Consider the following 24,573-nt stretch of genomic DNA (forward strand, 5'->3'; position numbering starts at 1 on the left):
ACCCCCTCGCAAAGGAAGACCCCATGACCTTTAATGCCAACAACCTCTACGCCGCCGCCTTCGCAGTCGTACTCTCGGCCATCGCCATGGCTACCGCGATTGTTCCTGCCAGCCCTACGCTTATTGCTTGAACATGGGCAGCCAAATCGAAACCTTTGAATAATTGCTTCATTGTCTGGAACACACTCCAGAAGGTGACAATGTACGGGCTATCAATACGCACTGGCAGCTGACTGGCAACAAGATGGCTTTCGGCGCTGAAAGCAGCCTGACTGCCAAGGCTCAATAGCTGACCTTTGGGCCATGCATGTAAGCTGAGATCAATATTCGCTAACGGAGGAATTGAGGACCTCTTTGTTTTCCAGCGTTTCCATCTGTTCGGGCTCGCTCCCTTGAGTGACAACACTTTCGACCGATCTGACAATCACCGTTGCCACCCGATCCTTTTGATATCTCTCCATGTTGAACCAAAAACCACAAGCTACGATCGAGATCGTCGCCATGGGGGCTCAAACTCCTCAAGAGTGTTTTTTAGCTCCAAGGTGTGAACAAGGACTAGGTTTCCACCATCGGTTCGGTGGCAGAACAACCCCCACCGGCGCCAAAACCTAACTATCTGCCAGTCAGGCTAGTTGGCCTCAGAGCGGCTGCTTAGGGAGTGGAAGCACATATCAGGCTATAGAACTTGGTAGCTCTGTATTCCGAGCTTCACCATATCACTAAATTTGCTTCTACGAGACGTTTGCTGCCAGCCTATGAGAACACCTGGTCTTAGTTGTTCGCGGCATCCTCGATGTAAGGTAGCGCCTCAACCAACTCGTAACCTGGCATACGCTCGACAAAGTGCTTCAACCAAGTCGCATGGCCGCTGCCTGCAAGCACAAGGACACGGTCTCCGGCTTCCGCGATCATATCCAATTTGGCGAACATCTTGGCGTTTCGCATATACCAATATGCATTGAGTTCAGCCCCTGGCTGTTGGTCACCATCGCCAATTCGCAGCAAGGAGTAATACAGTCTATTGTGCAAGCTTGAGACCCGATCCGTGTCATTGTGCTGGAGCAAAGACTGCGCGACGGTTTGGCTTGGCCGCTCGGCTGTTTCTTGATCAGCTACGGCCTGGATTTCGGCTATCAGGCTACCCATGAGCTCCATGCCGCCATTCGCCTGAGCAAAGGCTTGGACTTTACCCATCGGAAAATAGTCTGGCTCGCTGTCCCCTCCTCGTTCATCGTAGCCGTAGACGGCATTGTGCCCGAGCATAACGCCGAGCCGATATCCGATCTGAACCGTTTCATTGCGTGAGGTTGCAAGGAGTTCGTCCGCGCGAGCGTATTCCTCCATACTAAGGGAAGGTAGCGGGGCTTCGTTTTCAACCGCAATCTTTGTCGGCCGCCATTGAGCCAGACTTTCGACCAAGGCGATAATCTCGCGCTGGCGATGGGGAGCCAGCATATCATCGACCTCAGAATTGACCATATCGGCCCCCGGATTGTCGAAGTGATACAGGCCCAACACCATGACTTTGATTGTTTCTGATTGCTCGGCCTGATCGTCCGTTTGAGCGTTTAACGCAGCCGGCATCAAAACGGTCACCAAGCAAAGAGAGACGAGTTTTAGTAAATTCATGAAAGACTCCAGCTGCGTTGCTGCCATAATACACCAAGGCAATAACTGATCAAGACTTCTTTGGCTTGAAGAAGCAGTGCCGCATGGCGCTGATCATGGTGAAAGCGCTTCCTTGAAGAACTCCAGTGTTGCTCCCCAAGTTTGCGCCTGCCCATGCGCCTCGGCACGGCGCCTCGCACCCTCTTCGAATAGTAAGGTCGGGTTGTAACCTGTACCCGTGATGCCGTGACCAGCTTCGGGAAGGACTAGCAATGAAGTTGCAAGCCCGGCTTCGGCGCGTCGTTCGGCAATATTTTGAACCATGTGACCGGCTGACCACAAGTCGTCCAATTCACCGCCCACAACTAACACCGAGCCGGTGTAGTCTTCGATAGGAATGCGCGCAGCCTCAACCCGATCGGGATTCGCCCAACGCCCCTCATCCATCGGAGTGCGCAAGCGTCCTCTCAATCCGCGCGCAAACTTACCAGTCTCGCGATACCAATTTTCGCTGTAAGGCACATATTCAAGCGGTTGGCCATTCCAGGAATAGGACGAGGTCGTCCCTAGCCTCACCCCATCACCCCAACCTTCCCAAACCACATCTGAGGGCGAAATTCCGGCGACTGCTTTCACCCAGTCAAATCGGGTAGCAGCAAGAAGCACGTAAGCGCCGTTTCTCGAATAGCCATAGAGGCCCATACGATCTGGATCGACATCGGCGCGGCGGGTCAGCCAGTCCCGCACGTCTTGAAGTCGGTCAATTGGAATGTCGACATAGCGTGTGGGAAGCCCCTCGACGGAAGGTTCCCCTGGCCCATAGATTATCTCGTAGGTCGCAAAGTGAAACACTGAATACCCCTTGGCGACCAGTTGAGGCATGAGCACTTCGCGGTTTTGGCGATTGGTGTCTGCACCGCCCGCGATGATGATCACCGGGTGCTTTCCCGGGCCAGGTTGCGGCGCGAAATACGAGCCGGGCAATGAAGCAACTTCCTCAATGTGAAAAGCTAACGGCGCGTGACGCATTTCGAATGAGGTTGATGCTACCACTGTGCCATCGATCAGCGCGGTTAGCGTGATCCGCTTGTCTGCCTCGACAGGCTCTTGATTGACGGGTTGCATGGATCGGAACAGGCCCAGCGGGTCGGCGCCTTGATACGATCCTGAAGTCGCGGGGCTGGTTGTTAGATCAATGCGGCCATTTCCATCGCTACGAAACAAAGCTGAGGACTGGTAGCGCAGAACTGGAAACCCGCGCTGGTAATAGTTTTTCAGCACCCGTTCCGCGCGGAGCTCGACATCGGTGTCAGGAGGCAGATCAAGCGCATTGATGAGAATTGGATCGCCAGCTGTGACTACCTCTCCACTTTGCAGTTCGAACCGCTGAGCGGAAGCAGATGTTGTCCACCCTACAAAAGTAGCAGCGTACATGGCGCTAATGAAAATACGCTTTAAAATCAAAAGTAAGGCTCCTGTGTTCAGGCCATGACTGACCAGCAACAATCCCATCAGTCGAATAAAGCGGCTTACGCTAATCATGCGCAAAAATCGGCGAACGAACGTTGCAATCGGTGAAGCGACGGGCTGCAACTGCGAACAAGCACAAACGAGCGGTATCGGGGTAAGGGCGGGTCTGACGTGTATTCAATACACGTTGCCGACTCGATTGGCTGTGCCCATAAGCGTGTAAATGAAGATGGGTGAATATCTCCAGCCGACAAAGCGCATCAGCGACCGCGCGTTTGATGCCATAGCGTGCGTATTGGTATTTGCGGCATACCTTGTCGTTTTCGCGGTGGTGAACCGCGAGTCTACATTTTTGAAACTCGCGCTTTCCTCCCTCAGCAATTTGGCACCCATGGTGCTCCTAACTGTTGCTGTTCGCCCAGCCATTCGCCGTTGGCTTATCGATGCGCCGATCCTGCGACAGTGCACAGGCCATGTCGCCTTGGCCGCGCTTTTCAGTTTCGCTTGGCACTGGCTCATCCTAGTCTTGGTCGGAATGCGCGATGGGGGATCATTGACCGAATTCACGGTCCGCGCCTTCTTTCCGGAGCCCGCGCTCGCTTGGCAGTTCCTTCAGGGCGTGACCATTTATGCTCTAGTTGCTTCACTCACCTATATGCGCGCGCAGCCCGACCTTCCCAGCTCCGCGGATGGCGAGGCAGAAGGATGGCGAGAGGCTGAGCCCACCCTCGAACGCTATTTCATTCGACTTGGCGAAGACATCAAACCCATCGACGTCTCGAAGGTGATCATGATCCTTGGCGCGGACGACTATGCCGAAGTTATCACGGCTGAGGGGAAGCATCTGGTGCGCACCACGCTTTCAAAATTCGAAGCCTCGCTCGATCCTGAACAATTCCTGCGCATTCACAGGTCGCGCATTGTTAATGTCCACAAGATTGAACATGCTGAGCCCTCGGGCGATGGTCGCCTAGTCCTGCAAATGGAAAACGGAGAACGCATCAAGACTAGCAGGGCTGGCGCTAAAGCTTTGCGCGATCGTGTCCTTTGAAGCAGCGGTGTCTGAGCTGTGCATGAAACTGTGATCAAACGGCCAAAATTGACTGGAACGTACATGCGCTCGTCGCCTCATACTCGGTAGACTATCAATGTCTGCAATTGGGTCGTTAGCGGACATAGCGCGAAAAGTTCTAATTCCTGCGAAACCACGGCTCATCAGTACGATTGATCTCGAGATCGCCATCATAGGCCACACACAGCGCTCTCGCTTCATCAGCCGAAGCTGACTGCCATGTTTTGTAAGTCTCAGGCCGTAAGATCACCGGCATGCGGTTGTGGACGCTCTTAGAAGGCCCTTCAGCGTCCGTCATAACCATTGAGTAGCATCGGCCCCATTCGTCGCTGTCGCGCCATATACCGGCAACCGCAAAAACCTCTTCGCCAGCAACCCTCTGCCAAGTGCGTGTCATCGATCCTCGAGGGCCTTCCGCTTCTGCCCATGCCGATAGCGGAATAAGGCAGCGGTGTTCTTCAAAGCTGTGCCGCCAAAAGAAGCTGTCGAGTTTGTCAGTGCGCGCATTGTTGACGGGTTTGGGCTTTAGCGGTTTGCCGGTTTTCTTGCTCTTCATGACAAGCGGGAAACCCCATGCCATTGATTGTAGTGTGCCGCCTGCAACGACCATGCCGGGGTAACCCGGAAAGACATCACCGCCAGCATTGCTTGCATCTCCCTCGACTGAGAACATGCGCGCTACTTCGGTTGCCGAGTTTGCCATTCTGTAGAGATTGCACATGGGCGAAGGATGACGGAACAAGGGCTTTGAAGTCAATCTTCGACCGCTCTCCAAGCCAATGCCATATCAGTCTTTTGTGGGCGCTGATAAATCGCCTAGCTATTCTTGCTAGAAACGAATATCGGCGGCATCCGCATTGCCCGATTGGGCATTGTGCATCAGTATGAGGACCGTTGATCAGGAAGGCGCCCTCCAACTTGATCGATGTTGGGTCACCTGACACAGTCAAATGTGTTGGGTGACTCGTTTTCTAACGCTCTTTTAGCCATCTTCGGGAAAGCTAGCGCAGGCAGCGCGATAGCAAACATTGTGCTCTGGTTTCTCGTCTATAGTCTCATCGAGATCATAAAATGTTGTCGGGGTCAGGTGTATGCACTTCGGGAGCGGCCCATCAATCAGACACAGGCTCGTTCGGCTTGATTCGGTCGCATCCGCTTTCAAATCCTTTTGCTGAGTGCGTGCCGTCCTGGATGCAAATCCGCAGCAACGGCTGTTCGAGCTTTAGCCACAGGAGTGCGAGGGTTACCCATTCAGCTTTCTCCTGCTTTACCTGACCAACAAATGGCGGAGCGTAAATTTGAGGATCACGTCGTTCCTGCCCTCGAATTCGCCTATGCGGGGACCTCCCCCGCTTACCTCTTGTACAACATGGTGAGTGAATTTAATCTGCTGATACTGGGGGAATGCTTTGACTAAGCTAAAATCGTTGTTGGCGTTCTTTGGCTTTCTCAGCCTCTTCAACATAGTTGCGCACTATCAGACGGCTTTTGACCTTGCTGCTAGTTTGGTCTGGCTGGCTGAGTGGTGGCACTACCTAACCAGTTTTCTATTCTGGCCATTGCCGTTTGCAATGCCGCTTTGGGAGAAAGATCTACTGGTGGTTTTGATTACGCTTGGAGCATTTGGCTTCAGGCGCATCGTTTGGGGTATGAAAAAGGGCAATGACCTACCATTGTGGGATAACGTTAAACTGGCCTCAGAGATGGTGACCTCGTCGGCTGAAGAATTCGAAGAAGAATCGAAGCCAAAGGCGTTGGTGATTCATGCCATGGTCGGAGTTTCGGGCCTATATTGGTTGTCGTTCCTTTGGCGGCTTTTTACGACAACACCTTCTGGTACCGTGGCTTTCTTGGTGCTTATCTTTGTGTTTCTAGTTAGCACGTTTGCCAGGGAGAATCTTAGAGTTCACCAAAAAATCGACCTGGGGATCGTTTACTGCTTGGTGGGTCCTGCGCTCACAACAAACTTGCTCCTAACTTCTATGTTCAGATCATGGAGGGCGGTCCTAAAATTTGCCCTTGCATTTCTGGTAGTCCTAGTGGGAGCTGTTCTCGTCGGCGAGTACCTCGATCCTCTCATCCTTGATCGGCTCGAGGGTTTGCCCAGGGCACCTAACGTATGAGGCAGCGATGAGTGAACCGAAACCCAAGAAGTATACAGGGCTGATGTTGGCTCTCGCCGCTGCCGCGACTGTTATTATAGGCGGTGCTGTTTTCGGTCTTGTTCAGCAAGCCTCGTTTGACCGAGAGGCTCGAGATCAAATAGCTGTGCATTCTGATTATGCCCAGCAGAGATACTTGGTAGTATGCGATGGCGCCGTTGCTGCCGATGAAGCGGCGTGCATCGAAGAGGCCAGCGCCGAAGCTAGATCGGCGCTGCGTGAGCAGGAACGCGCAGAGCTTGATTTGGTTGCTCAGCAGAAAATGGCCCTCTGGACTGCAGTGATGGGTATCGCCGCAATGATCGGTATGGGTCTAAGCGCGCTTGGTATATGGTTAGTCTGGACGACCTTTAGGGAAACGCGGCGGCAAGCAAGGATTGCAGAAGACAATCTCGAGTCCTTTCGGGCTACCGAGCGCGGCTACTGCGAAATTGAATTGAGCGGCGGTACTGCCAGCAAGACATCGGACGTATTGGATTTTTCGGCCAAGATCACGAATACCGGGCGCTCAACGGTCAAGGTACTTGCTATTCGATACCGACCTTTGGCTGAACCAAAGTCACCATTGGATGATGAGTTCGGCGGGGCAACATTGAAGGAATTTAATGTCGAGCCGAATGAGAAATCAAAGCCGTCCCACCTTGTTCGTGGAACTCAGAACATCAAGCGTTTCCCCTACATCGGTGGATATGTTGAATACAGGTGCAAGTTCGGCCAACTGCACAAGACCTACTTTTGCTACTTCGTTGATCTTCGCAAAAACGACTCAGGCTTAGTGGCCACTCATTTCACTCATTTTGTGGCTGATTGCCTAAGGGAGCGAGATTGGCCTCCAAATAGCTAAGAACGCTTGGCAAGCCATCCATCGGCTCCGAGTTCCATTCGCCTGCTAGGCTTAGCGCCTCTCGCCGCAATAGCTTCATCAATCAAGTGGATGTGTTTTGACAGCAACATCTATGGACCCAGCCGATCAACGCTCTGGCGCGCGTTGAGAGCTTAGCAAGACAAGCTCAGATGCCCCACCCCCATGATTCGGCAGCGGTAGTGATGGCCGGGTTCTCAAGCCCATCCGGCAAAGCGCAGCTATAATATGCGACTGTTTTTACAAACCTTCTCGCAGATGTGGGCCGACGACCCGATCCTTGGATGTCCTTAGCGTAGGAGTCTCCGTTGAGCTCATAAAGCCTGCGATTAAGAGTTCGTAGATTTATAGGATAGCAGTTCTGGACATCTTCGGTCCTTACTCGAGGGATGTCTACAGAAATGGAATAGCGCGTGTAGTTTTCTCTAACACTGCCCATCCGTCGATACTGACTGACTCTCGGAATTTTGACAGTCTGTTCTGAGATGTATTTGCTATCTTGCCAATAACCTGGCCCATCATGCTCAAACCCTGCAAAATTGGCAGAATTAAACCAACTTTCAAACCTGTCTGCAATTGTAGAAGGTCCAACATTGGTTCTTAAGCCAATGGTTTCCATTGCTATATCTCGATAGCTTGTTCTACTACCTGTGCTCAGAATCTGGTTCACATATTGCTCTGTGTCGGCAAGAGTACGACCGGCTGTCCGATTTGCTTCTTCAATCCGCGATAGATCACTGAGTGCAAATTGCCCACTTCTGGCCGGATACATAAGCCCGTGCAAAACTCGCCCTCTCACAGTACCCCAGTGCTGGGGAGCGCACTTACTGTACGTAAGGAAGCTATAAATCGACAGGGCCTCAATGTTTCGTCTATAAGAATCGTCGGACAGCAGTGCGGACAGGCTGGCTGTTCGGTCAAAGTTGGGCAAATATTCAAGGTCAGCTGGCACATTAAACCCACGTGAGGCATTTGCCCCCATTAGTAGATCGATCACGGCTCCTGAACTCTGACCTGACCCGCGAACTGCAAAGCGCACATCGGATTTTATCTTCTCGAAAACTTCTCTCTTATGAAGCCAGTATCCCACTTCGTTTTGCAAACGATTATTAGCTCTTCCAGCCCTATCATAGCTAGACCAATACTCTCTTTGAGCAGCCTCCAGATTGCCTTGAAATTCTGCAAGCTTCCCTCGGATCGCAACAAAGTCGGACACCATTGAATTGGCGTAGACTGGAATACCATTCCGCGATCTGAATCCTGCCGCTCTACGATATTCAAAGTCGGAATCATTCTCGGAAATATAAGTCGGTGAGGGGCTGATGATGGGAGTGTTTAAGATATCCCTATTGTCCTGAGCACATTGGGAATTTCCAATTTGTGCGCTTGCAGCAGAAGCAACGAAAAGTGAAATGGTAACAAATGCGCTTCTTGCTACACCGCATGCACTGAATCGCATATGTTTCTCTCCAAGATAGATCTAACGCGATATAAAGGACGTTAATATCTATTGCCTTATAGAAGACCGATCGGATGGTGAAGGCGTTTCCACATAGCCCGCCTGAGACTTACACCAGCGCAGCATTGAACGGACATTATGCAGCCGTTGGTTGATTGGTCGCCGATCCTCTTTAGTTTTCGCCACAGCCCTCGCGGCTAACAACTCTTCTATGGTTTCCTCGCATTTGCGCGCCACATGGTTAGGCCCCGACTCTTCACGCATATTCCCTAACCTTTCGTAGCAGTTCACGCGCGGCGGATCGTCTCGCAACAGCCTCGTTGGTTTCGCCGCCATGCTTCCAGTTGCCATTCCGCTTGCCTTTGGGAGCGCCAGCTTTGCCGCCGTGCATCCTACACACGCGCTTTCCCTTTACTGCCGGAGAACGGCAAGACCCGCCCCGCTTCCTCCTCGCTTGGCAGCGCGCGGCTGTCCTTAGGCTTTCTGGCTCTCGCGAGCGTTGCATCGGATTGCCCGTCATTTTTTGGCTCCCCCCTATCGTGGTGGTAGTGGACATGCTGGTGTGTTTCCTTTCTGACAGTGATCTTCTGGACTGACTTACTCTTCCCCTTTTTCTTGCGCATGGCGTAGAACGCTTGCAGATTTTGCGCGTAGGTTCGCGACAGCTTGGCAGCTATCTGCATTTCCTTTGCCAGAGGGACATAGCTATTGTTGATGCCATATCCTGAGAGTTGAATTGTCATGCGGTGAAGAGCCACCAGTTGCGCAGCCATAGCCGCTTCAATCGTGTTTCGCGGTTCGAGTTCAGCAATCATTGCGAGAGCGCAATTCAGAAGCGTTTCACTTGGTTTCCAGCGTTGGTCGGTTTCATCCCATGAGGTCGGTGTCAGTTCCTTAAGATCGCTTACAAACGCCCTCATGACAGAGTCGGAGCGGGTGCCGAATGCATCTGCAATCTGCATCTGCCACAATTCCAAATCGGAGTGCGGCGATGTTACCAAATATCCATCATCCGGCCCCTGCGGCTCCAGCATTATACCGGGCGACGGCTTTCGTGAGCGCAATCGTTCCTCAGCAGCTTGTTTGTCGCTTGCCAATACCGAGGGCGGGTTCGGGACTTTCCGGCGCTTACGGCGCTTGGGCTTCGCTGTTGGAATATCTTCCTGTTGCGGGTCTGTGTCAGTTTCATCCGAAGAGCGGCGAGCCATCAGCTTTCTCCACTAAATACCAGCATTCTATCACCCCTTGCAGCGGCTGAAGTTTGCGATTGTGCCACTTCCCATCACGCCAGACCGAGAGCAGAATTTTTGAGCTTCCACGATGCCGGACATAACCGAAGACCAACTCGCCATCAGGTAGCGTTTCGGCGTCCTGCTCAATGAGATTGCATCGACCAAACAGGGGAGATTGCATTGTAAGAGCCATGCTTATTTAAGCTCCCACAATAGGTGGAAACCTTCACAACGTCCGCGTTCATAATATCGGGAAACGCCGAAGTTCGACCACACAGCAACGTCGCTGTGCATTTTCAGGTTGCGCGCGCCAGCGAGTCTATCAGCAACACCACCGACCCCAACCTCATCGGGCACAACGCCGAACAGGTCCAGAGCCTTCCATCCCTGCCGAACAGCTTGCGAAGCGAAGTTCTCATACATCCAATGAGCATCATCAATCAGATCCAGCCAATGCGCCATTGTGACGCCTACTGGCGCGGTAAATTCATCGACCGCAATAAGGCCCGAATGCCACTGTTTTAGATCGAGAGAAGGATTGGCGGGGACGTTAGGGACGTTAGGGACGTTAGCTCTATTTCGGGACCTATTGGCCCTATTGTCCCTATTGTCCCTATTGTCCCGCGCTTCCTCGGCTTCACGCGCTGTCTTCGCTACTTCGCGCCAGCTACTCATTGGAAGCCCCCCATATTGCGGGGTTAACTTGGTAATCAGCGGACACCCTACCATGGGATTGACCCTCTCTCCTCCCATCCTCGGTGAGCCAGCCAGCATCGATCAAGCATTCAATCGCTTCACCCATTGCTTGAGCGGTGCGCAAACTCGGTAGAGCCGACTTGTGCGGGGATCGCTTCAAGTCCCGGGCGTTTATTGTTTTGAAGCGTTGCTTCCGAATGTAGCGGGCAAGGATTGCCGCATCGCGTTCAGACTTAGGCAACGATGCATCGCCATAAACACGCGCCGCCATAGGCTTTGCAAAATCGTCTATCCAAGCAGCAGCAGCCTCAATCGACTTGGCTGATATTTCCTTTGGTTCATTGCCTTGGCCTAATGCCCATTCCGTGTATTCGGCCACCAGCGCGAGACGCAGAAGAACGCCATTCATTTTACCGATTGTCGATTTAATCAGGCCGCTAGAGTCTTCGTCAATCTCGCTATTGGCCTCCTCCCATGCCGCGAAAATATCCTCGGCACCGGGCGTAAGAGAAAGCGTCACAGCGCATGGCTGACCTTCCCCATCCTGCCCCCATTCAATAGCTTCAATCTTCCGGTATATGCCCTCAATTGTGCCGATGTCTGCAATCTGTGTAGGCCGACGATAAGGAACCTTGTCAGGCCATGTCCACAGAAAGCGCGGGATCAACCCATCATCAGGTGATGCAAGCAATGTCGCCAGTTTATCCGGCTGAATACCCCCAATGACGCTCACACCGTTGAAGTCTATTTCAATGGGAGCCTTCGCGCCTTTACGATCAACCACAAACTTGCGGCCACCATATGCTTCCAGCCAAAATTCCCTACCGCCAGAGGAATATCGCTCGAACGATTGCAGCCAGCCAGCCAACTCGTCTCTAAAGTGCAGCGTTCCTGATGGATTGCCTGCCAGAATTGCTGCCATAGATTCGGGTGTAGCATCCTGAATAACAGTTCGCCGACGAACAGGCTCGATAGGGAATTCCGCATTTTCCGGCTTTGCTGGTGTGCTCAGATTATCTTTCGCCGCATCCTTCACCTGCTCTTGCCACCCGACATATTCAACCTTGGCGCGCTCAGATTGGGTTTCCCAATCGCGGATAGCGTTCTTGTGAATTTCGGCAGCATCGGTTTCGAGTTTGCGCAGGGGCGCAATCACAGCCTCCAAGGCTGGTGATTTACGGGATGAAGGATCGCCAACCGCCGCAGCCCACAGAATGCACGGCTCAGTCCAGTTGCTAGCTTGGTAGGGACGAACCTTGCGCTTTCCGCCGATCAAGGAAGCACATGCCGTCAGATACCCAATAGCAGGGTAATCGATTGGAGAGGCCGTGCCATCCGCAACAATTTGCAGAAGGCCAGCCAGCTCACCAAACAACTCGCGCGGCATTTCAACAGGAGGACGACGCCCCGCGTTTAAGATTGTCATGTCTGGCACTGACCAAATAGTATTCCCGGATTTACCCAAAGGTGTCATGCTGCAATTTCCATTCGTGGTAGGGGGGACGACTGAACAAGCGCGTTGCGCAGACGTTTGCGCAGATCGCTATCAGTGAAGGTCAAAGGTGGAGTGGCGAAGCGGAGTTCAGCCCATGCCGGAGAATTGGGAGACCAATCGAGAACGCACAGGGCGTTTCCCGAATGAGCCAACCAATCAGCCGGTGTTCTAACAACTGGCACGGGGTCCGGCTTGTCGAGCAGGTCTGCCCCCATCAAGCTAGCCAGTCCGGTACGGCACCACCAGACAGACAAGTTGTCAGTGCAGAATGCAACGATGTCGAAAAGCCCGCTTTCACCAAAGTGAGGGAACGGATCGCGCACGGCAATCAGACACGCTGGGAAGCCTTGAGCGTCAGGCTCAAAAAGCCCGCCGCCGACTTCGCCAATTCTACTGACGCCAATCGAAAACCCGCTTGCGCCATACCTGCCAATCGCCATCGGCGGCACGCCAATGGCTTCGAGCTTTTTGAAGTGGGCGGATTTAATCGCAGATGCGGCGGCAATCATCTCGCCGTCTAGGTCAGACACCTTCATGCTGAGGCCCTCCAACGTACTCGCAGCGGGGGTAAATTTGCGAGTAAGCAACTGCGTAGTGCAGCGCCTCCCACCAAGTTTCACACCCGACAATCTCCGTTGTTTCAGGCCTGTTCGGCTGCATAAGATATGCCACAGGCCTGCCCGATTGAGCGTAGAGCCAACCAGCCTGAAGCTCAGGCAGTTCTTTGAGTGCATTACTCATGCTGCGCGCCTCCCTGTCGATTCATCATCGAGGCGGCGCAACCAGTACCTTTGCGATAGCGTTAGATCGCTCGACTTGTAGGCAATCACCTGAAGGAAGTTGGCGGCCCATTCATTCAGGCCATAGTGGCGCAGCAAATGAAATGCAGTCGCTTGATGCAGGCGGTATAGCCCCGGAGTAAACGACGCCGGACGCTCGACGCGCCAGACACCATCCCAAGGCTTCATAGCGGCTTCAATATCTGTAGCTGGTTGAGGTTCGGTGCAGGTCAAAGGCCACGACCTTTCCCGCGTTCAGCTAGTGAATTGCGGAGCCGTGCCGTTGCTTTGTCAGAGTACCGCCGACCATTTCTGTGTCGGTCTGCCCATGCATTCCGAGAGGCCAGCAAGGCATTGCCAAAACGCCGAGTTTCCTCTACATCGTAATCATCAAATGCATAAGCCGCCAAGCTTGCTGAGATAATGGGGTCGCGAACGCACAGCGTTTTGCGGCCCTTACCTTTTGGGGGTGATTCCCCCGCTGTTGTTTCCAGCATGGTTCAAGCGGCCTCCTGCTGTGCTTGCAGTTGGCGGGCCACATATGAGCGGACGCTTTCAGTAGTTATGCGGGTTGCCCTACCAACCTTAAAGGCGGACAAATCGCCGTTCGCGATCAACTCATAACCCTTGGTGGTTCCTACACCAATACTTGCAAAAGCATCTTTCGGAGAGAGTGCAATTGGTTCCATGATTTTCCTTTCGTTGGCCAGCGAATGCCAGCAACTGAAAGGGAATGTGTCCGAAAATAGGCTTGATGTGCGTCAGTTACTGTCAGCAACTGTCAGGAACCTGTAAGCCTGAGTTTATGACAGAGGCTCCCCATCCAATGAAAGAGGCTTCCCATCCAAACTTATGGTCGGACCACCTTCTTCGTCATGTTCTCGATTGAGCAGTTTTATCGCCGTTAGCATCGCAGCCGACACGGTGCCGCGACTTGGTATGACGGCACCAATTTGGTCGGCATAATGAGCAATTCGCTTGTAGAGCTGACCGTGTGTCTCGCCCTCAATCTTGCCCTCGTTATCTATCACAGCACATGCAACGGCGACAAAGTTCCCCCACTTCTCGGAGTTCAAAGGGTGGCCACCCTTGTTCTTGGCTGGCGCACTCTCATCCGATAATTGTGCTGGCGCAGACGCTTCGCTCTTTGCAGGCCCTATTTCCGGTGATGCTGTCCACAATCTCTCAAGCCCGTAATCCTCTCTGGCGTTGTCAGCCTCCAGATAGAGTTCGTCTGCCTTGAAGAACAGCCAGTGTGATGTGTCATGCTGCTTGAATGGCTTCCTAGGGTTCATCGCACAATAGAGCATTCTCTTAGAAACATCATCGCATCCCCAACTATTGGATTCGACGGAAACAATCCCACCACCGCTCTTTGGCATGGCGGCGACGGTGATATTTTTTGAGAAGCACTTCTCTGAAAGGAAGTGGCAAACCCAATCAAAAGCCCCATGAACCGCGTCCATCGGAGGGTGATTTTCGCGAGTAACTATTGATTGGACCACCAATAAACGGAGATGGTTTAGGAAGTTGGGCAATGCCCTATCATCACCAGCGGCCCTTACACTGGCTATCTGTTCAGCATAGATATCCAATCCAATATTCACAGCATCGGCGGCAAACACCCAACCTTCAGGACAAAATGGCCAGCGAGCATTGCCGTTCAAGAAATCATCTAGCGGGATTGCTTTAGTCGAAAGTTTAGGCACTGGCCTTGCCTCCCAGTCGTAGCGGCAGCTGCACAACATCAGCGGATGCGCCGGAAACATACCGGCCCCATGCATCCAGAAGTTTGCGCCGCATATCCAGAAACTTTGCGCGATTGTAGGATCGCTCGACTTTGTCAGGAATCACGTGAGCAAGCGCAGCTTCTGCCACGGCCTCTGGAATGCTTGGCATTTTCTCAGCAGCCCACGTGCGGAACGTTGAGCGGAAGCCGTGGACTGTGTAGCCCGTTGGCCGCACGATCTTTCCGAGGGTCATATCGGACAATTGCCCGCCGCGCATTCCCTCGAAAATCAATCCATCGCAACCGTTTGTGCTTCGCTGCCGCGCCCGTTCTAATACTGCCAGCGCTTGCGGATTGAGCGTAACCGCATGAGCCTTCCCATTCTTGCGCATCAACTCCGCAGGACGCCGCCACTCGTTGCTAGCTGTATGCAGGTGAGACCATTGTGCTTCGCGGACTTCGCCATTGCGGGCCGCAGTGTATATTGTGAACAACAGCGCCAGCCTGCCCCAAGTGTCAGGCAAGGCCTCCACCGACTCCATAAATGGCGGGCTTTCTTCGTATGGCATTGAAGCGAAGTTGCCAGACGCTGCCTGCTTAGAGAGCAGGACGCTTAGGCTCTCGCGGGGGGCTGGAACCTTTCGCCACTTTTGACCTTTGGCATAATCGAGAACCAGCCCGATACGCTGCCGCAGCTTTCGAGCAGCAGCGGGCTTGGTTGTCCAAATAGGTGACAGCACCGAAACGATGTCTGCCTCATCAACGCTTTCCACACGCAACCCGCCAATTCGCGGGAAGGCATGCAGGGCCAGCGTCGAGAGAAACGCCTTCGCGTGGCGCTCTTCCCATCCGGCCTTCAGAGCGGCGTGACACTTACGGGCGGCCTCCTCGAATGTAGGGGAAGCAATCTTTGCTTTATCGCGCGCCGCAATGGGATCGCCGCCAGCCCTCGCGACTTTCCGCAACTCTCTGGCTTTATCCCTTGCCTCTTCTAGTGAGCACAGAGATTCAGGGCCTAAGCCGATGTCTCGGCGCTTCGGGCCTTCATGCGTTTCCACAATAGTGCGCAGCATCCACGACTTGCCACCAGTCTTGGAGACAAGCAGATAAAGACCCCCGCCGTCGCCATGGCGTCCAGCTTTCGCATGCTTTACCTTCAGGGCGGTTAGTCTGGCCAAGGCATAGCTCCCACAATCACTCCCACACTATGCGGCGGCCTTGAGCGAAGGTCAACGGGCTTTAGCGAAAGTGTTTAGAGATTTACCCCCGTAATCGCAGGCCCATAACGAAAGCCAGCGAATTGCAACGAATTTGACTATGGATGCCCCGTGAGGATTCGAACCTCAATTGACGGAGTCAGAGTCCGCAGTCTTACCATTAGACGACGGGGCATTAAATAGCTTGTAAAATCAGATATTTAGAGTACTTTTGTTGTTGCACTGTGCAACACCTTGTTGCATCAAACGGCCGATTAAGTTGCATCGCCGGTCGACACAACCCCAAAAAGCCACAGGATTTCAGGGTTTGCGAGATTTTGAGTCGTCAGATTTCCCGTTTTACGACTAGGGGTAGGTACGGTTGCTTTCAACCTTAGTTTTCGAACCAAGCTGGAGCACTATCAAGCTCTGCAGCAGGTATACGAAAAAGATGGGCTGGGCGCGTCCAGACAGTTTGGGCGACACAATATGCGCCAATCACAGATATCCCTCTTTCGCGCAAGAAACGAGCGGCACCTCGCAGATGTCCGCCGGACGTGGTCACATCATCCACTAGAATGCACTGTTCGAAATCAACCGGATCGTCGATATCAAGTGCAGCTGCGATTGTGCTAGGCTCACGAGTTCCGCCCTCGCCGGCTGCCTTGGGCATTACCTCTCTGAATCGTAGTACCGAACGAGTTGGATAATCATCGGCTACGGCAGTGATCGCTTGGGCGATCCGGTGGCCAGTAAACGAGGCTTCAAAATCGACATGGTCAGACGATGGAACGGCAACCAGTGGCGCAACCAATCCCGCGTTCCGAAGCTTCTGAACTGCGTCGTTAGCTACAAGCCTTCGAGCAACATTTCTACCTCCAGGCGTGCCATCAACACGACTATTACCAAATTCTGCATATCCGTTTACCGGCTGCCCTTTGATGGCCTTTACCAGTTTCCAAGCATTGTATTCGAGGTTGCCCCAATCGAGACCGGCCTCCCGATAGCTAGGATAGCCACAGCTCACCATAACTGGAAATTTCATTTGCCATAAATCTTGTCGAGGACTTCATCGGTGCTCTCCAAAACAAAGCACCGGCTATACGACAGAAACTTCTCGGGCCAGGTCAACCTTGGGTCATCGACGACGCTACGGGAAATGCCTAACCATCTGCCTAAGCGCATACATTCTGATGCTTGATGAAGCGTACCAGAAGACTCAGACGCTTCAATGATCACACTCGCGTCGGAAATGGCGGCCATGGTTCTGTTTCGGGCAGGAAAATCTGAAGGGTATGTACGCTGGCCGACAGGAAACTGGGAGACGAGAAGATGCTCGTGATAAATGGTTTCCTGCAACTCTTTGTTGGCCGCCGGATATGCCTTATCGATTGGAGTCCCGATAACAGCTATTACACTCCCGCCTGCATTAATCGCCGAACGAAGGGCACACGTATCAATTCCGGCCGCTAGGCCAGAAACTACAACAACGTTGCGTTCCGCGAGCTCTCGCGCAAATCGGTGGGCACGCTTTTTGCCATCTTCGCTTACCTTGCGAGTTCCGATCACGGCGATGGATGGCCTGGCAGTCAACTCAATATCGCCGGCGTAAAAGATCTCTAAATCGTCTTTGCCGGTGCTCGCAGCAGCGCGATCTAGGAAATCAAGCTGTTTCTTTTCGAGCTCATCACGTCCGCTTTTGCGCAGGATTTTGAGCAAGCTAGTACTTTCCACACAATCCGGTGGTTGGTATTTTGATCGTCTCGGCATCGTGGAATCGCTTGCCACCTGCAACATTTTCTACCCTTGCTCCCCTTGCATTTCCACTCTGTCATATCGGATCAAACATCGCAACTTTACGGCAGAGGCAGATAGCTGAAGCAGCCCCGCAAAGCCGCCATCCTAGTGGGCGCACCATGAACGAATATCGATGCAACAAAATACGGATCGATTGCCTATGTTGCACCGTTCGCGCAGGCTAAGTCATTGAATTTACTTAGTCGGCCCAAAACTTACCATTAGACGACGGGGCATTGGTCTGAGCGCTGGACGGTGCCGCCTGCGGCGCTCAGCGAGGGCGGGCAAATAGGTACGCACCGAGCTTTGGTCAAGCCTAGTCGCTTGGTTCAGCTTGCCCAAACGTCACTTGATCGTTAGCATTGGCGTCAGGTCCTCGTGATATGGTCACGAGAGGAACAAGAAAGTACTGGTTATGGCGGATTTTTCTCCGCCGGACGATAATAAGAGGACTGGCCAAAGAGGGGCCGAGAAGTCCGGCCGGGTAGCAGATTTTCGCTACCGTCCCCCCTCGCAGTCCAAGCCACAAAAATGTGGCACAGGCTCTTCCGCTAAAAAACGCGGAGGTAGTAAGCCATCATTTCACACACCCAAATTGCGCGGTCCCGTGCCTGCGCATCATCACCGCAAACAAGCCTATGCCGCGCTCGATTTGGGTACCAATAATTGCCGTCTACTGATTGCGCGACCTTCGGGCGAGAACTTCACGGTGATCGACGCCTTCAGCCGCGTGGTAAAACTCGGCGAAGGTCTGGCGATGTCGGGCAAGCTTAGCGACGAGGCCATGGACCGGACCTTGGGCGCGCTTAAAGTCTGCGCTGAGAAACTGCGCCGCCGCAATGTCCATCTCGCGCGCTCAGTCGCGACCGAGGCATGTCGCCGGGCGGCAAATGGTCCTGCCTTTATCGAACATGTTCGCGAAGAAACCGGTATTGCGCTGGATATCATCTCTGCCGAGGAAGAGGCTCGGCTCGCTGTGCTCGGCTGTCATATCCTTCTGGAAGGCGGCGAAGGCCCAGCAGTGATCTTCGATATTGGCGGTGGATCGACCGAGCTGATCCTGATCGAACCGGGCGGCAAAGTACCGCACATCATCGACTGGCAAAGCGTGCCATGGGGTGTCGTCTCGCTGACCGACACGGTTGGTCGGTGCACCGGCGATCGCGACGAGCGCTTGGCCCGATACGCCGAAATGCGCCGCGTCGTCGCGGAGAGCTTTGCCCCCTTTGCGGAGCGTATTGCGCCCCGTGCAGAATGCGATGAAGAAATCCGCCTGCTCGGCACCAGCGGCACTGTGACTACTCTCGCCAGCCTCCACCTGGAGCTGCCGCATTATGACCGCCGCGAAGTCGACGGTTTGATCGTGAGATCGCAAGCGATGCGCGACATAAGCACGCGCCTATCGGGCATGTCGCTGGAAGAACGCAGTGAATTGCCCTGCATTGGCAATGATCGTGCGGATTTGGTTGTTGCCGGCTGCGCGATACTCGATTCGATCCTCGACATCTGGCCGTCCGAACGGCTCGGCGTGGCGGATCGCGGTATTCGCGAGGGCATTTTGCGCAGCCTCATGGCTGCCGATGCCGAAGGCGAACGCCATCGCCGCGAAATCAGAGATGCGAAGTGAGCCGTTCAGGTAAGAATCCCGACCGGAAAGTCCGGACCGCGAAGAAGCGCAGCCAGTCATCGACATTATGGCTGCAGCGGCAGCTTAACGACCCCTATGTGAAGCAGGCCAAAGCGGATGGTTATCGCAGCCGCGCGGCCTATAAGCTGATCGAGTTGGACGAGAAATTCGGACTGCTCAAAGGCGTACAACGCGTGGTTGATCTGGGCATTACACCCGGTGGCTGGAGCCAAGTCGTTCGCAAGGTTGCGCCCAAAGCCGCAATCGTCGGGATCGATTTGCTCGAGACTGACCCGATTGAAGGCGTCACCATTTTCCAGATGGATTTCATGGATGACGATGCGCCAGCTGCGCTTGAGAATGCGCTGGATGGCCCGCCCGATCTGGTAATGTCGGATATGGCGGCGAACACGGTCGGCCACAAACAGACCGACCATTTGCGCACGATGGGATTGGTCGAAGCCGCCGCATGGTTCGCGGCCGAAAACCTATCCGAAGGCGGCACCTTTATCGCCAAAGTCTTGGCAGGCGGGACCGATGCCGAATTGCTGAACCTGCTGAAAAAGCACTTCAAACACGTCAAACACGCCAAACCACCGGCCAGCCGCAAGGGCTCATCCGAATGGTATGTGATTGCACAGGGGTTTAAAGGGCGAGACTAAGCCGCGCCGAAATTACCTTAGCCGGTAACTTCTTCCACTTCAGCAGCGCCTTCTGCGTCCGCTTCTGCAGCAGCTTCCTCAACAGCAGGCTCTTCAGCCGCTTGCGGTTCTGGCAGCGGCAGATTTGAACCCAGGCTGTTCAGATAGACCAAAATGTTTGCGCGATCTGTGTCATTCTTCAGACCAGCAAAGCCCATCGACGTACCGGGTGCAAAACGCTTCGGATTCAAAATCCAGTCGTTCATTGCGTCCCAAGTCCAGGTGCCGCCCTTTTCGGTCAGCGCCGAGCTATACCCGAAACCTGCATGGCCAGCGAGATTCGCGCCCATGGTGCTCCAAAGGTTCGGACCTTGACCGTTGGCCCCGCCCGATTCGAATGTGTGGCACGTTCCGCAGCGTGCGGCAGCGGCAGTCGCGCCAGCAGCAACATCAGCGCTGGCAAGCAATGTGCCGAGATCAGGACCAGCTTCTTCACCGCCGCCCGCATCTGCAACTTCAATCGGATAGCCCAAAGTCTCTGGGCGTTCGGTGTGAAACACCTTGGCGCTGATACTGGACAGTCCAAGAGCAATGATGCCCGCAAACAGGACCCATCCGGCGGCAGTATTGAAACGATCATCCATGCGTATTGATTCCGCGAAATTTTTGGCTGTTGAGTGGTTGGGCGTCGCTTTAGGGACAGGCTGGCCAGACTGCAATAGCCGCTTACGCACTATCTGGTGCCCAAAATGCACCAATGACAATACACCATTGAACCTTGCCAGCGGCGGGGTTAGGCGCTGGCGCGATGCATAGCTTTCCTAAACCCGCTCTCGCGATGGTCGAGACAATGCGCGAAGCCGCTGCCGCTGAACCTGAGCGCGCGGTATCCTTCCAAGGGTGCCCCGGGGCAAATTCGCACCGTGCCGCGACAGAGGCCGCCGGCGATTACCTGCCACTGCCCTGCTTCAGCTTTGCTGATGCGATTGATGCAGTCAAAGAGAAGCATGCCGCCTGCGCGATGATCCCGATTGATAACTCGCAAGCTGGGCGCGTGGCGGACATCCATTTTCTGCTACCGGAAAGCGGTCTTTACATCGTCGGCGAGCATTTCATGGACATCCATCATGCATTGATGGCCACTGACACCAAAGGCCCGTTTACAGCCGCCTACAGCCATCCGCATGCGCTCAGCCAGAGCCGCCACTACTTGCGCGAGCGGGATGTTACCCCACTGAGCTTTGCCGACACCGCAGGTTCAGCGGCACACGTGGCAGACATGGGCGATCCATCATTTGCCGCTATCGCGCCCGCGCTTGCCGCCGATCTATACGGATTGAAAATCGTCGAGCACAATGTCGAGGATGCGGCGGACAACACCACCCGCTTTGTAGTGCTGGCCCGCGAGCCGCTCGATCCTGCGAGCCTGAACGGCCAAATCGCGATGACGACTTTCGTGTTTGAAGTGAAAAACATCCCTGCCGCACTGTACAAAGCGATGGGCGGTTTCGCGACCAATGGCGTCAACATGACCAAGCTGGAAAGCTATCAAAAGGGCGCAAGCTTCTCGGCGACGACGTTCTACGCGGATATTGTTGGCACACCGGGCGATCCTGCAGTTGATCGTGCGCTGGAAGAACTGGCGTTCCACTGCAAGGAACTGCGCATCTTGGGCAGCTATCGCCAAGCACGGCCTCGCGGATAATCCGTTAGCGGGTTCTGAGCGAATGATATCAGGCATTTGTGTGCCGTGAACGCTTGCGCCTGCCCCCTGCCTCTGCCACCACATCCTTGTGACTACGGCGCCTGTTCAGATTGAAGCGGATGAGGGGGAAGCGTCTGGCGGCGGCTGGGAGGCAGTGCGCGCCGACGAATCGATCCAATATGCACCGATTGAGATCGAACAGGCCGAACCGCCCGAGCTTAGCTGGCTGGACGATCTGTTCAGCTGGATCAGCGAATTGTTCGAGCCCCTGGGTCAAGTTTTCGGCGCATCGTGGTTTGTCGTGAAATGGGTACTCATTGCCGCGGCGGTCGGCCTCGCGCTCTTGCTACTCTGGAAACTCCTTGCCCCAATACTCGACTTAACGCCGAAGACTTCAAAAGTGAGCGAAAAAGAATGGGTGCCGGATCAAGAGGAAGCTGTGGCGCTCCTCGACGAAGCAGATCAGTTGGCACGAGAAGGCCGCTATGACGAAGCCACACATTTGTTGCTCCAGCGCAGTGTCAGCCAGATAGCCGCTGCCAAACCTGCTTGGGTTGAACCGTCGAGCACCGCTCGCGAATTGGCAGTGCTGCCTGCTCTGCCAGATGCCGCCAAAACAGCCTTTGGCACTATCGCAGAGCGTGTGGAGCGCAGCCTGTTCGCGTTGAAGCGGCTTGGGGCCGATGACTGGGATGCCGCGCGCGCGGCCTATGCCGAATTTGCTCTGCAGAAGCTTGCAGGTGAACGTAAATGAGTCGCTCCACAACAGCATCGGCAAACCCGTTCAATGCCAAGGTAGTCCTTGCGCTGGTCCTGTTCGGCGCGCTGGCATTTCTAGCGACACTCTATTTCATCGGTACTGGCGACACCGGAGGCGACACCAATGATGGTTCCGCCCATGGCGCAGGTAAGGGCCTGAACGGCTATGCTGCATTGGCCGGAATTCTGGAAGAACAAGGTCACGATGTTACGCTCTCGCGCAGCCAGGGCAATCTCGACACCGACGGATTGCTCATTCTGACTCCACCGATTTCCGCCGATCCGGAAGAAATCACCAGAGCAATCCAAGATCGCCGTTATCTTGGGCCAACACTGGTGGTTCTGCCCAAATGGTTGGCCTTTCAGGCGCAGGGCGGAATGGGCAGCGATGTCAAAGACGGATGGGTCCGGCTCTACGACAGCATCACGCCCGATTGGGCGGAAGAACTCGACTACACGTTAGAGCCAGAACTCGTATCGGATAATTCCGGTTGGGAGGGGCTCGGCCAGTCAGGCACACTGCCCCATCCCGAACAAGTCATGGGCACACCCGCAGGTGAAATGACGACACTCGTACCGCTCGTCAGAACGCGCGGCGGTCTGACATTGGCGGGATATGCGGATGATGAGGGCTATTATCCGATCCTCGCCGATGCGGCAGGGGTCAATGCCGGCGACAGCGACTATCTCGAAACCGACAAATGGGGCGTGATCTTCGTTATCGAGCCCGATCTGGTGAACAATTACGGCTTTGCCGATCGTGCTCGCGGCGAGTTGGCCTATTCATTGGTCGATTTGGCAATGGAGGGCGAAAATCTTCCAGTGACATTTGATCTAACCTTCAACGGGTTTGGCAGCTCGAAAAATCTTCTCACACTTGCCTTCACTGCACCGTTTTTGGCGGCGACATTGTGCCTGATCCTGACCCTGATCGTGATTGGATGGCGCGCGTTCCGCCGGTTCGGTCCACCCGTGACGGAGGGGCGCTCGATTGCATTTGGCAAGGCCCGACTGATCAAGAACAGTGCCGGGTTTATCCAGCGCAGTAAACGCTTGCATCTGCTCTCCGGCCCCTACGCCGATATGATCCGCGAACGGATTGTGAAGATGCTCGCGCTACGTAAACCGGACAATGACACCATTGACAAGGCGGTGGCGAAACGCGCGCCCGACGCCGACCAATTCTCCAGCAGCGCCGAGGCATTGCGCGCCGCCAAATCACCCAACGAAATTTTGCGCGCTGCCGCTGCGCTGAAAGCGATTGAAAGGATGCTATCCAAATGACCGACAAAACAGAGGCCGCCGCCGCGATGACGCTCGACGATGTCCGCGAATTGGCGCGCAATATTCGCGAGCAAGTGAGCAAAGCTGTGGTCGGACAGACCGAAACAGTCGATCATTTGCTGATCGCTCTGATGAGCCAAGGGCATGTGCTGCTCGAAGGTCCGCCAGGAACGGCTAAAACCTTCCTCGCCCAGTGTTTCAGCGCGGCGTTGGGCCTCGAATTCGGGCGCATCCAGTTTACGCCTGATCTGCTGCCCGGCGATATTCTGGGATCGAACCTGTTCAACTTCCAGACGAGCGAGTTCACTCTGACACGTGGCCCGATCTTCTGTGAAATGCTGCTGGCGGATGAGATCAACCGTACGCCGCCGAAAACGCAAGCTGCTCTGCTGGAAGCGATGCAGGAACGCCGCGTAACGCTGGATGGTGAAACGCACGCCCTCGCGGACCGGTTCATGGTCGTCGCGACACAGAACCCTATCGAAAATCAAGGCGTCTATCCGCTGCCCGAAGCACAGTTGGACCGCTTCCTGTTCAAACTTCTGGTCGACTACCCAAGCGCTGAAGAGGAAACCGCTATCGTATCCCGCTTCGGCGACAAGCAAGGGCCGCAGCGCGCCGCCGATTTCGGCATCGAAGCGGTTACCGATGCGGGTAAACTAGCCGCCGCCAGCGCTGCACTGAGCAGCGTCACCGTTGCAGCCGAGATTACCGAATATATTGTCCGTCTGATCCGTGCGACGCGGGAAAATGCCGATCTGTCGAGCGGGGCCAGCCCGCGCGCTGCTGTACTGCTCGCCAATGCGGCCCGCGCCCGTGCTGCGTTGGAAGGCCGCGACTATGTGATTCCCGACGATGTAAAAGCACTCTCGGTCGCAGTTCTCCGTCACCGACTGATGCTCAGCCCAGCAGCAGAAATCGAAGGCCGCGAGATCGAAGCGTTAGTCGCCGATCTGGTCGAAAATACCGAGGCCCCGCGCTGAAGGTGCCGGATCAGAGA

Annotated in this window: 26 protein-coding genes and 1 tRNA gene; 9 read left to right on the forward strand and 18 right to left on the reverse strand. The window is 54.5% G+C overall.

The annotated features are described in order from the left end of the window. Window positions 1-320: 320 nt before the first annotated feature. The 3 genes from J9777_RS09920 to J9777_RS09930 form a co-directional block, all read right to left on the reverse strand. Entirely contained in the window at window positions 321-503 is a 183-nt protein-coding gene (locus J9777_RS09920) for a hypothetical protein (protein ID WP_209348692.1), read from the reverse strand. 268 nt (window positions 504-771) lie between these two features. After that, on the reverse strand, window positions 772-1,629 hold the full coding sequence (locus tag J9777_RS09925; RefSeq protein WP_209348693.1) for a DUF5694 domain-containing protein: 858 nt from the start codon (window positions 1,627-1,629) through the stop codon (window positions 772-774). A 93-nt stretch (window positions 1,630-1,722) separates the two neighbouring features. Continuing rightward, complete coding sequence (locus tag J9777_RS09930; protein WP_209348694.1) at window positions 1,723-3,042, reverse strand: acyl-CoA thioesterase/BAAT N-terminal domain-containing protein; 1,320 nt, start codon at window positions 3,040-3,042, stop codon at window positions 1,723-1,725. Between the two features lie 259 nt (window positions 3,043-3,301). On the opposite strand from J9777_RS09930, the gene J9777_RS09935 reads away from it, so the two are divergent. Next, window positions 3,302-4,129 (forward strand): LytTR family DNA-binding domain-containing protein, encoded by an 828-nt coding sequence (locus J9777_RS09935; RefSeq protein ID WP_209348695.1) that lies wholly within the window; start codon window positions 3,302-3,304, stop codon window positions 4,127-4,129. A gap of 139 nt (window positions 4,130-4,268) precedes the next feature. On the opposite strand, the gene J9777_RS09940 is transcribed toward J9777_RS09935, so the two are convergent. Beyond that, on the reverse strand, window positions 4,269-4,871 hold the full coding sequence (locus tag J9777_RS09940) for an SOS response-associated peptidase family protein (protein WP_209349515.1): 603 nt from the start codon (window positions 4,869-4,871) through the stop codon (window positions 4,269-4,271). A gap of 688 nt (window positions 4,872-5,559) precedes the next feature. Between J9777_RS09940 and J9777_RS09945 the strand changes: the two genes are divergently transcribed. Further along, entirely contained in the window at window positions 5,560-6,273 is a 714-nt protein-coding gene (locus J9777_RS09945) for a hypothetical protein (RefSeq protein WP_209348696.1), read from the forward strand. Window positions 6,274-6,280: 7 nt separating this feature from the next. After that, window positions 6,281-7,156, forward strand: a complete 876-nt coding sequence (locus J9777_RS09950; protein ID WP_209348697.1) for a hypothetical protein — start codon at window positions 6,281-6,283, stop codon at window positions 7,154-7,156. Between the two features lie 166 nt (window positions 7,157-7,322). Here the strand turns inward: J9777_RS09950 and J9777_RS09955 are convergent, their stop codons facing one another. The 13 genes from J9777_RS09955 to J9777_RS10015 all read right to left on the reverse strand — a co-directional run bounded on the left by J9777_RS09955 (window position 7,323) and on the right by J9777_RS10015 (window position 17,557). After that, window positions 7,323-8,633 carry a hypothetical protein gene (locus J9777_RS09955; RefSeq protein WP_209348698.1) on the reverse strand — a complete coding sequence of 437 codons (1,311 nt, stop codon included), beginning with the start codon at window positions 8,631-8,633 and terminating at the stop codon, window positions 7,323-7,325. 392 nt (window positions 8,634-9,025) lie between these two features. After that, the gene (locus J9777_RS09960; RefSeq protein WP_209348699.1) at window positions 9,026-9,841 is read right to left on the reverse strand and encodes a hypothetical protein; all 816 of its coding nucleotides are present in this window, start codon (window positions 9,839-9,841) and stop codon (window positions 9,026-9,028) included. After that, entirely contained in the window at window positions 9,819-10,058 is a 240-nt protein-coding gene (locus tag J9777_RS09965) for a hypothetical protein (protein WP_209348700.1), read from the reverse strand. The genes J9777_RS09960 and J9777_RS09965 overlap by 23 nt, the downstream gene beginning before the upstream one ends. Before the next feature lie 2 nt (window positions 10,059-10,060). Beyond that, window positions 10,061-10,540 (reverse strand): hypothetical protein, encoded by a 480-nt coding sequence (locus tag J9777_RS09970; RefSeq protein WP_209348701.1) that lies wholly within the window; start codon window positions 10,538-10,540, stop codon window positions 10,061-10,063. After that, window positions 10,533-11,987, reverse strand: coding sequence for a DUF3987 domain-containing protein (locus J9777_RS09975; protein WP_245228703.1), 1,455 nt, complete (start codon window positions 11,985-11,987; stop codon window positions 10,533-10,535). Before J9777_RS09975 ends, J9777_RS09970 begins: the two co-directional genes overlap by 8 nt. Before the next feature lie 44 nt (window positions 11,988-12,031). Further along, window positions 12,032-12,592, reverse strand: coding sequence for a hypothetical protein (locus tag J9777_RS09980; protein WP_209348702.1), 561 nt, complete (start codon window positions 12,590-12,592; stop codon window positions 12,032-12,034). Further along, window positions 12,579-12,797: a hypothetical protein gene (locus J9777_RS09985; protein WP_209348703.1), complete on the reverse strand. Its 219-nt coding sequence runs from the start codon at window positions 12,795-12,797 to the stop codon at window positions 12,579-12,581. The genes J9777_RS09980 and J9777_RS09985 overlap by 14 nt, the downstream gene beginning before the upstream one ends. Before the next feature lie 538 nt (window positions 12,798-13,335). Further along, on the reverse strand, window positions 13,336-13,524 hold the full coding sequence (locus tag J9777_RS09990) for a helix-turn-helix domain-containing protein (RefSeq protein ID WP_209348704.1): 189 nt from the start codon (window positions 13,522-13,524) through the stop codon (window positions 13,336-13,338). A gap of 114 nt (window positions 13,525-13,638) precedes the next feature. Continuing rightward, the gene (locus J9777_RS09995) at window positions 13,639-14,544 is read right to left on the reverse strand and encodes a hypothetical protein (protein ID WP_209348705.1); all 906 of its coding nucleotides are present in this window, start codon (window positions 14,542-14,544) and stop codon (window positions 13,639-13,641) included. Next, window positions 14,537-15,742 carry a site-specific integrase gene (locus J9777_RS10000; RefSeq protein ID WP_209348706.1) on the reverse strand — a complete coding sequence of 402 codons (1,206 nt, stop codon included), beginning with the start codon at window positions 15,740-15,742 and terminating at the stop codon, window positions 14,537-14,539. Before J9777_RS10000 ends, J9777_RS09995 begins: the two co-directional genes overlap by 8 nt. 140 nt (window positions 15,743-15,882) lie before the next feature. After that, window positions 15,883-15,956, reverse strand: a tRNA-Gln gene (locus J9777_RS10005). Window positions 15,957-16,154: 198 nt separating this feature from the next. Then, window positions 16,155-16,805, reverse strand: coding sequence for a phosphoribosyltransferase (locus tag J9777_RS10010; protein ID WP_209348707.1), 651 nt, complete (start codon window positions 16,803-16,805; stop codon window positions 16,155-16,157). Further along, window positions 16,802-17,557 carry a DNA-processing protein DprA gene (locus J9777_RS10015; RefSeq protein ID WP_209348708.1) on the reverse strand — a complete coding sequence of 252 codons (756 nt, stop codon included), beginning with the start codon at window positions 17,555-17,557 and terminating at the stop codon, window positions 16,802-16,804. Before J9777_RS10015 ends, J9777_RS10010 begins: the two co-directional genes overlap by 4 nt. Before the next feature lie 415 nt (window positions 17,558-17,972). Here J9777_RS10015 and J9777_RS10020 point away from each other — a divergent pair, with 415 nt between their 5' ends. Both J9777_RS10020 and J9777_RS10025 read left to right on the forward strand, forming a co-directional pair. Further along, window positions 17,973-19,184: a Ppx/GppA phosphatase family protein gene (locus J9777_RS10020; protein ID WP_209348709.1), complete on the forward strand. Its 1,212-nt coding sequence runs from the start codon at window positions 17,973-17,975 to the stop codon at window positions 19,182-19,184. Next, entirely contained in the window at window positions 19,181-19,846 is a 666-nt protein-coding gene (locus J9777_RS10025; RefSeq protein WP_209348710.1) for an RlmE family RNA methyltransferase, read from the forward strand. Before J9777_RS10020 ends, J9777_RS10025 begins: the two co-directional genes overlap by 4 nt. 17 nt (window positions 19,847-19,863) lie before the next feature. Here J9777_RS10025 and J9777_RS10030 read toward each other — a convergent pair whose 3' ends face one another. Beyond that, on the reverse strand, window positions 19,864-20,469 hold the full coding sequence (locus J9777_RS10030) for a c-type cytochrome (protein WP_209348711.1): 606 nt from the start codon (window positions 20,467-20,469) through the stop codon (window positions 19,864-19,866). 164 nt (window positions 20,470-20,633) lie between these two features. Here J9777_RS10030 and J9777_RS10035 point away from each other — a divergent pair, with 164 nt between their 5' ends. The 4 genes from J9777_RS10035 (at window position 20,634) to J9777_RS10050 (ending at window position 24,556) form a co-directional block, all read left to right on the forward strand. After that, on the forward strand, window positions 20,634-21,530 hold the full coding sequence (locus J9777_RS10035) for a prephenate dehydratase (protein WP_209348712.1): 897 nt from the start codon (window positions 20,634-20,636) through the stop codon (window positions 21,528-21,530). A gap of 88 nt (window positions 21,531-21,618) precedes the next feature. Then, window positions 21,619-22,284: a hypothetical protein gene (locus tag J9777_RS10040; RefSeq protein WP_209348713.1), complete on the forward strand. Its 666-nt coding sequence runs from the start codon at window positions 21,619-21,621 to the stop codon at window positions 22,282-22,284. After that, window positions 22,281-23,573, forward strand: a complete 1,293-nt coding sequence (locus J9777_RS10045; protein ID WP_209348714.1) for a DUF4350 domain-containing protein — start codon at window positions 22,281-22,283, stop codon at window positions 23,571-23,573. Before J9777_RS10040 ends, J9777_RS10045 begins: the two co-directional genes overlap by 4 nt. Window positions 23,574-23,599: 26 nt before the next feature. Continuing rightward, window positions 23,600-24,556, forward strand: a complete 957-nt coding sequence (locus J9777_RS10050; protein ID WP_209349517.1) for a MoxR family ATPase — start codon at window positions 23,600-23,602, stop codon at window positions 24,554-24,556. Window positions 24,557-24,573 lie beyond the last annotated feature (17 nt).

Source organism: Pontixanthobacter sp. CEM42 (genome assembly GCF_017812015.1).
Lineage (GTDB): Bacteria > Pseudomonadota > Alphaproteobacteria > Sphingomonadales > Sphingomonadaceae > Pontixanthobacter.

Coding starts and splice junctions, on each gene's coding strand:
- J9777_RS09990 (WP_209348704.1), bottom strand. CDS start 13,524: ATGGAACCAATTGCACTCTCTCCGAAAGATGCTTTTGCAAGTATTGGT.
- J9777_RS10020 (WP_209348709.1), top strand. CDS start 17,973: ATGGCGGATTTTTCTCCGCCGGACGATAATAAGAGGACTGGCCAAAGA.
- J9777_RS09980 (WP_209348702.1), bottom strand. CDS start 12,592: ATGAAGGTGTCTGACCTAGACGGCGAGATGATTGCCGCCGCATCTGCG.
- J9777_RS10030 (WP_209348711.1), bottom strand. CDS start 20,469: ATGGATGATCGTTTCAATACTGCCGCCGGATGGGTCCTGTTTGCGGGC.
- J9777_RS10035 (WP_209348712.1), top strand. CDS start 20,634: ATGCATAGCTTTCCTAAACCCGCTCTCGCGATGGTCGAGACAATGCGC.
- J9777_RS10010 (WP_209348707.1), bottom strand. CDS start 16,805: ATGAAATTTCCAGTTATGGTGAGCTGTGGCTATCCTAGCTATCGGGAG.
- J9777_RS10045 (WP_209348714.1), top strand. CDS start 22,281: ATGAGTCGCTCCACAACAGCATCGGCAAACCCGTTCAATGCCAAGGTA.
- J9777_RS10015 (WP_209348708.1), bottom strand. CDS start 17,557: ATGTTGCAGGTGGCAAGCGATTCCACGATGCCGAGACGATCAAAATAC.
- J9777_RS09985 (WP_209348703.1), bottom strand. CDS start 12,797: ATGAGTAATGCACTCAAAGAACTGCCTGAGCTTCAGGCTGGTTGGCTC.
- J9777_RS09940 (WP_209349515.1), bottom strand. CDS start 4,871: ATGTGCAATCTCTACAGAATGGCAAACTCGGCAACCGAAGTAGCGCGC.
- J9777_RS09920 (WP_209348692.1), bottom strand. CDS start 503: ATGGCGACGATCTCGATCGTAGCTTGTGGTTTTTGGTTCAACATGGAG.
- J9777_RS10050 (WP_209349517.1), top strand. CDS start 23,600: ATGACGCTCGACGATGTCCGCGAATTGGCGCGCAATATTCGCGAGCAA.
- J9777_RS09975 (WP_245228703.1), bottom strand. CDS start 11,987: ATGACAATCTTAAACGCGGGGCGTCGTCCTCCTGTTGAAATGCCGCGC.
- J9777_RS09970 (WP_209348701.1), bottom strand. CDS start 10,540: ATGAGTAGCTGGCGCGAAGTAGCGAAGACAGCGCGTGAAGCCGAGGAA.
- J9777_RS09925 (WP_209348693.1), bottom strand. CDS start 1,629: ATGAATTTACTAAAACTCGTCTCTCTTTGCTTGGTGACCGTTTTGATG.
- J9777_RS09935 (WP_209348695.1), top strand. CDS start 3,302: ATGAAGATGGGTGAATATCTCCAGCCGACAAAGCGCATCAGCGACCGC.
- J9777_RS09930 (WP_209348694.1), bottom strand. CDS start 3,042: ATGTACGCTGCTACTTTTGTAGGGTGGACAACATCTGCTTCCGCTCAG.
- J9777_RS09960 (WP_209348699.1), bottom strand. CDS start 9,841: ATGGCTCGCCGCTCTTCGGATGAAACTGACACAGACCCGCAACAGGAA.
- J9777_RS09955 (WP_209348698.1), bottom strand. CDS start 8,633: ATGCGATTCAGTGCATGCGGTGTAGCAAGAAGCGCATTTGTTACCATT.
- J9777_RS09950 (WP_209348697.1), top strand. CDS start 6,281: ATGAGTGAACCGAAACCCAAGAAGTATACAGGGCTGATGTTGGCTCTC.
- J9777_RS09965 (WP_209348700.1), bottom strand. CDS start 10,058: ATGGCTCTTACAATGCAATCTCCCCTGTTTGGTCGATGCAATCTCATT.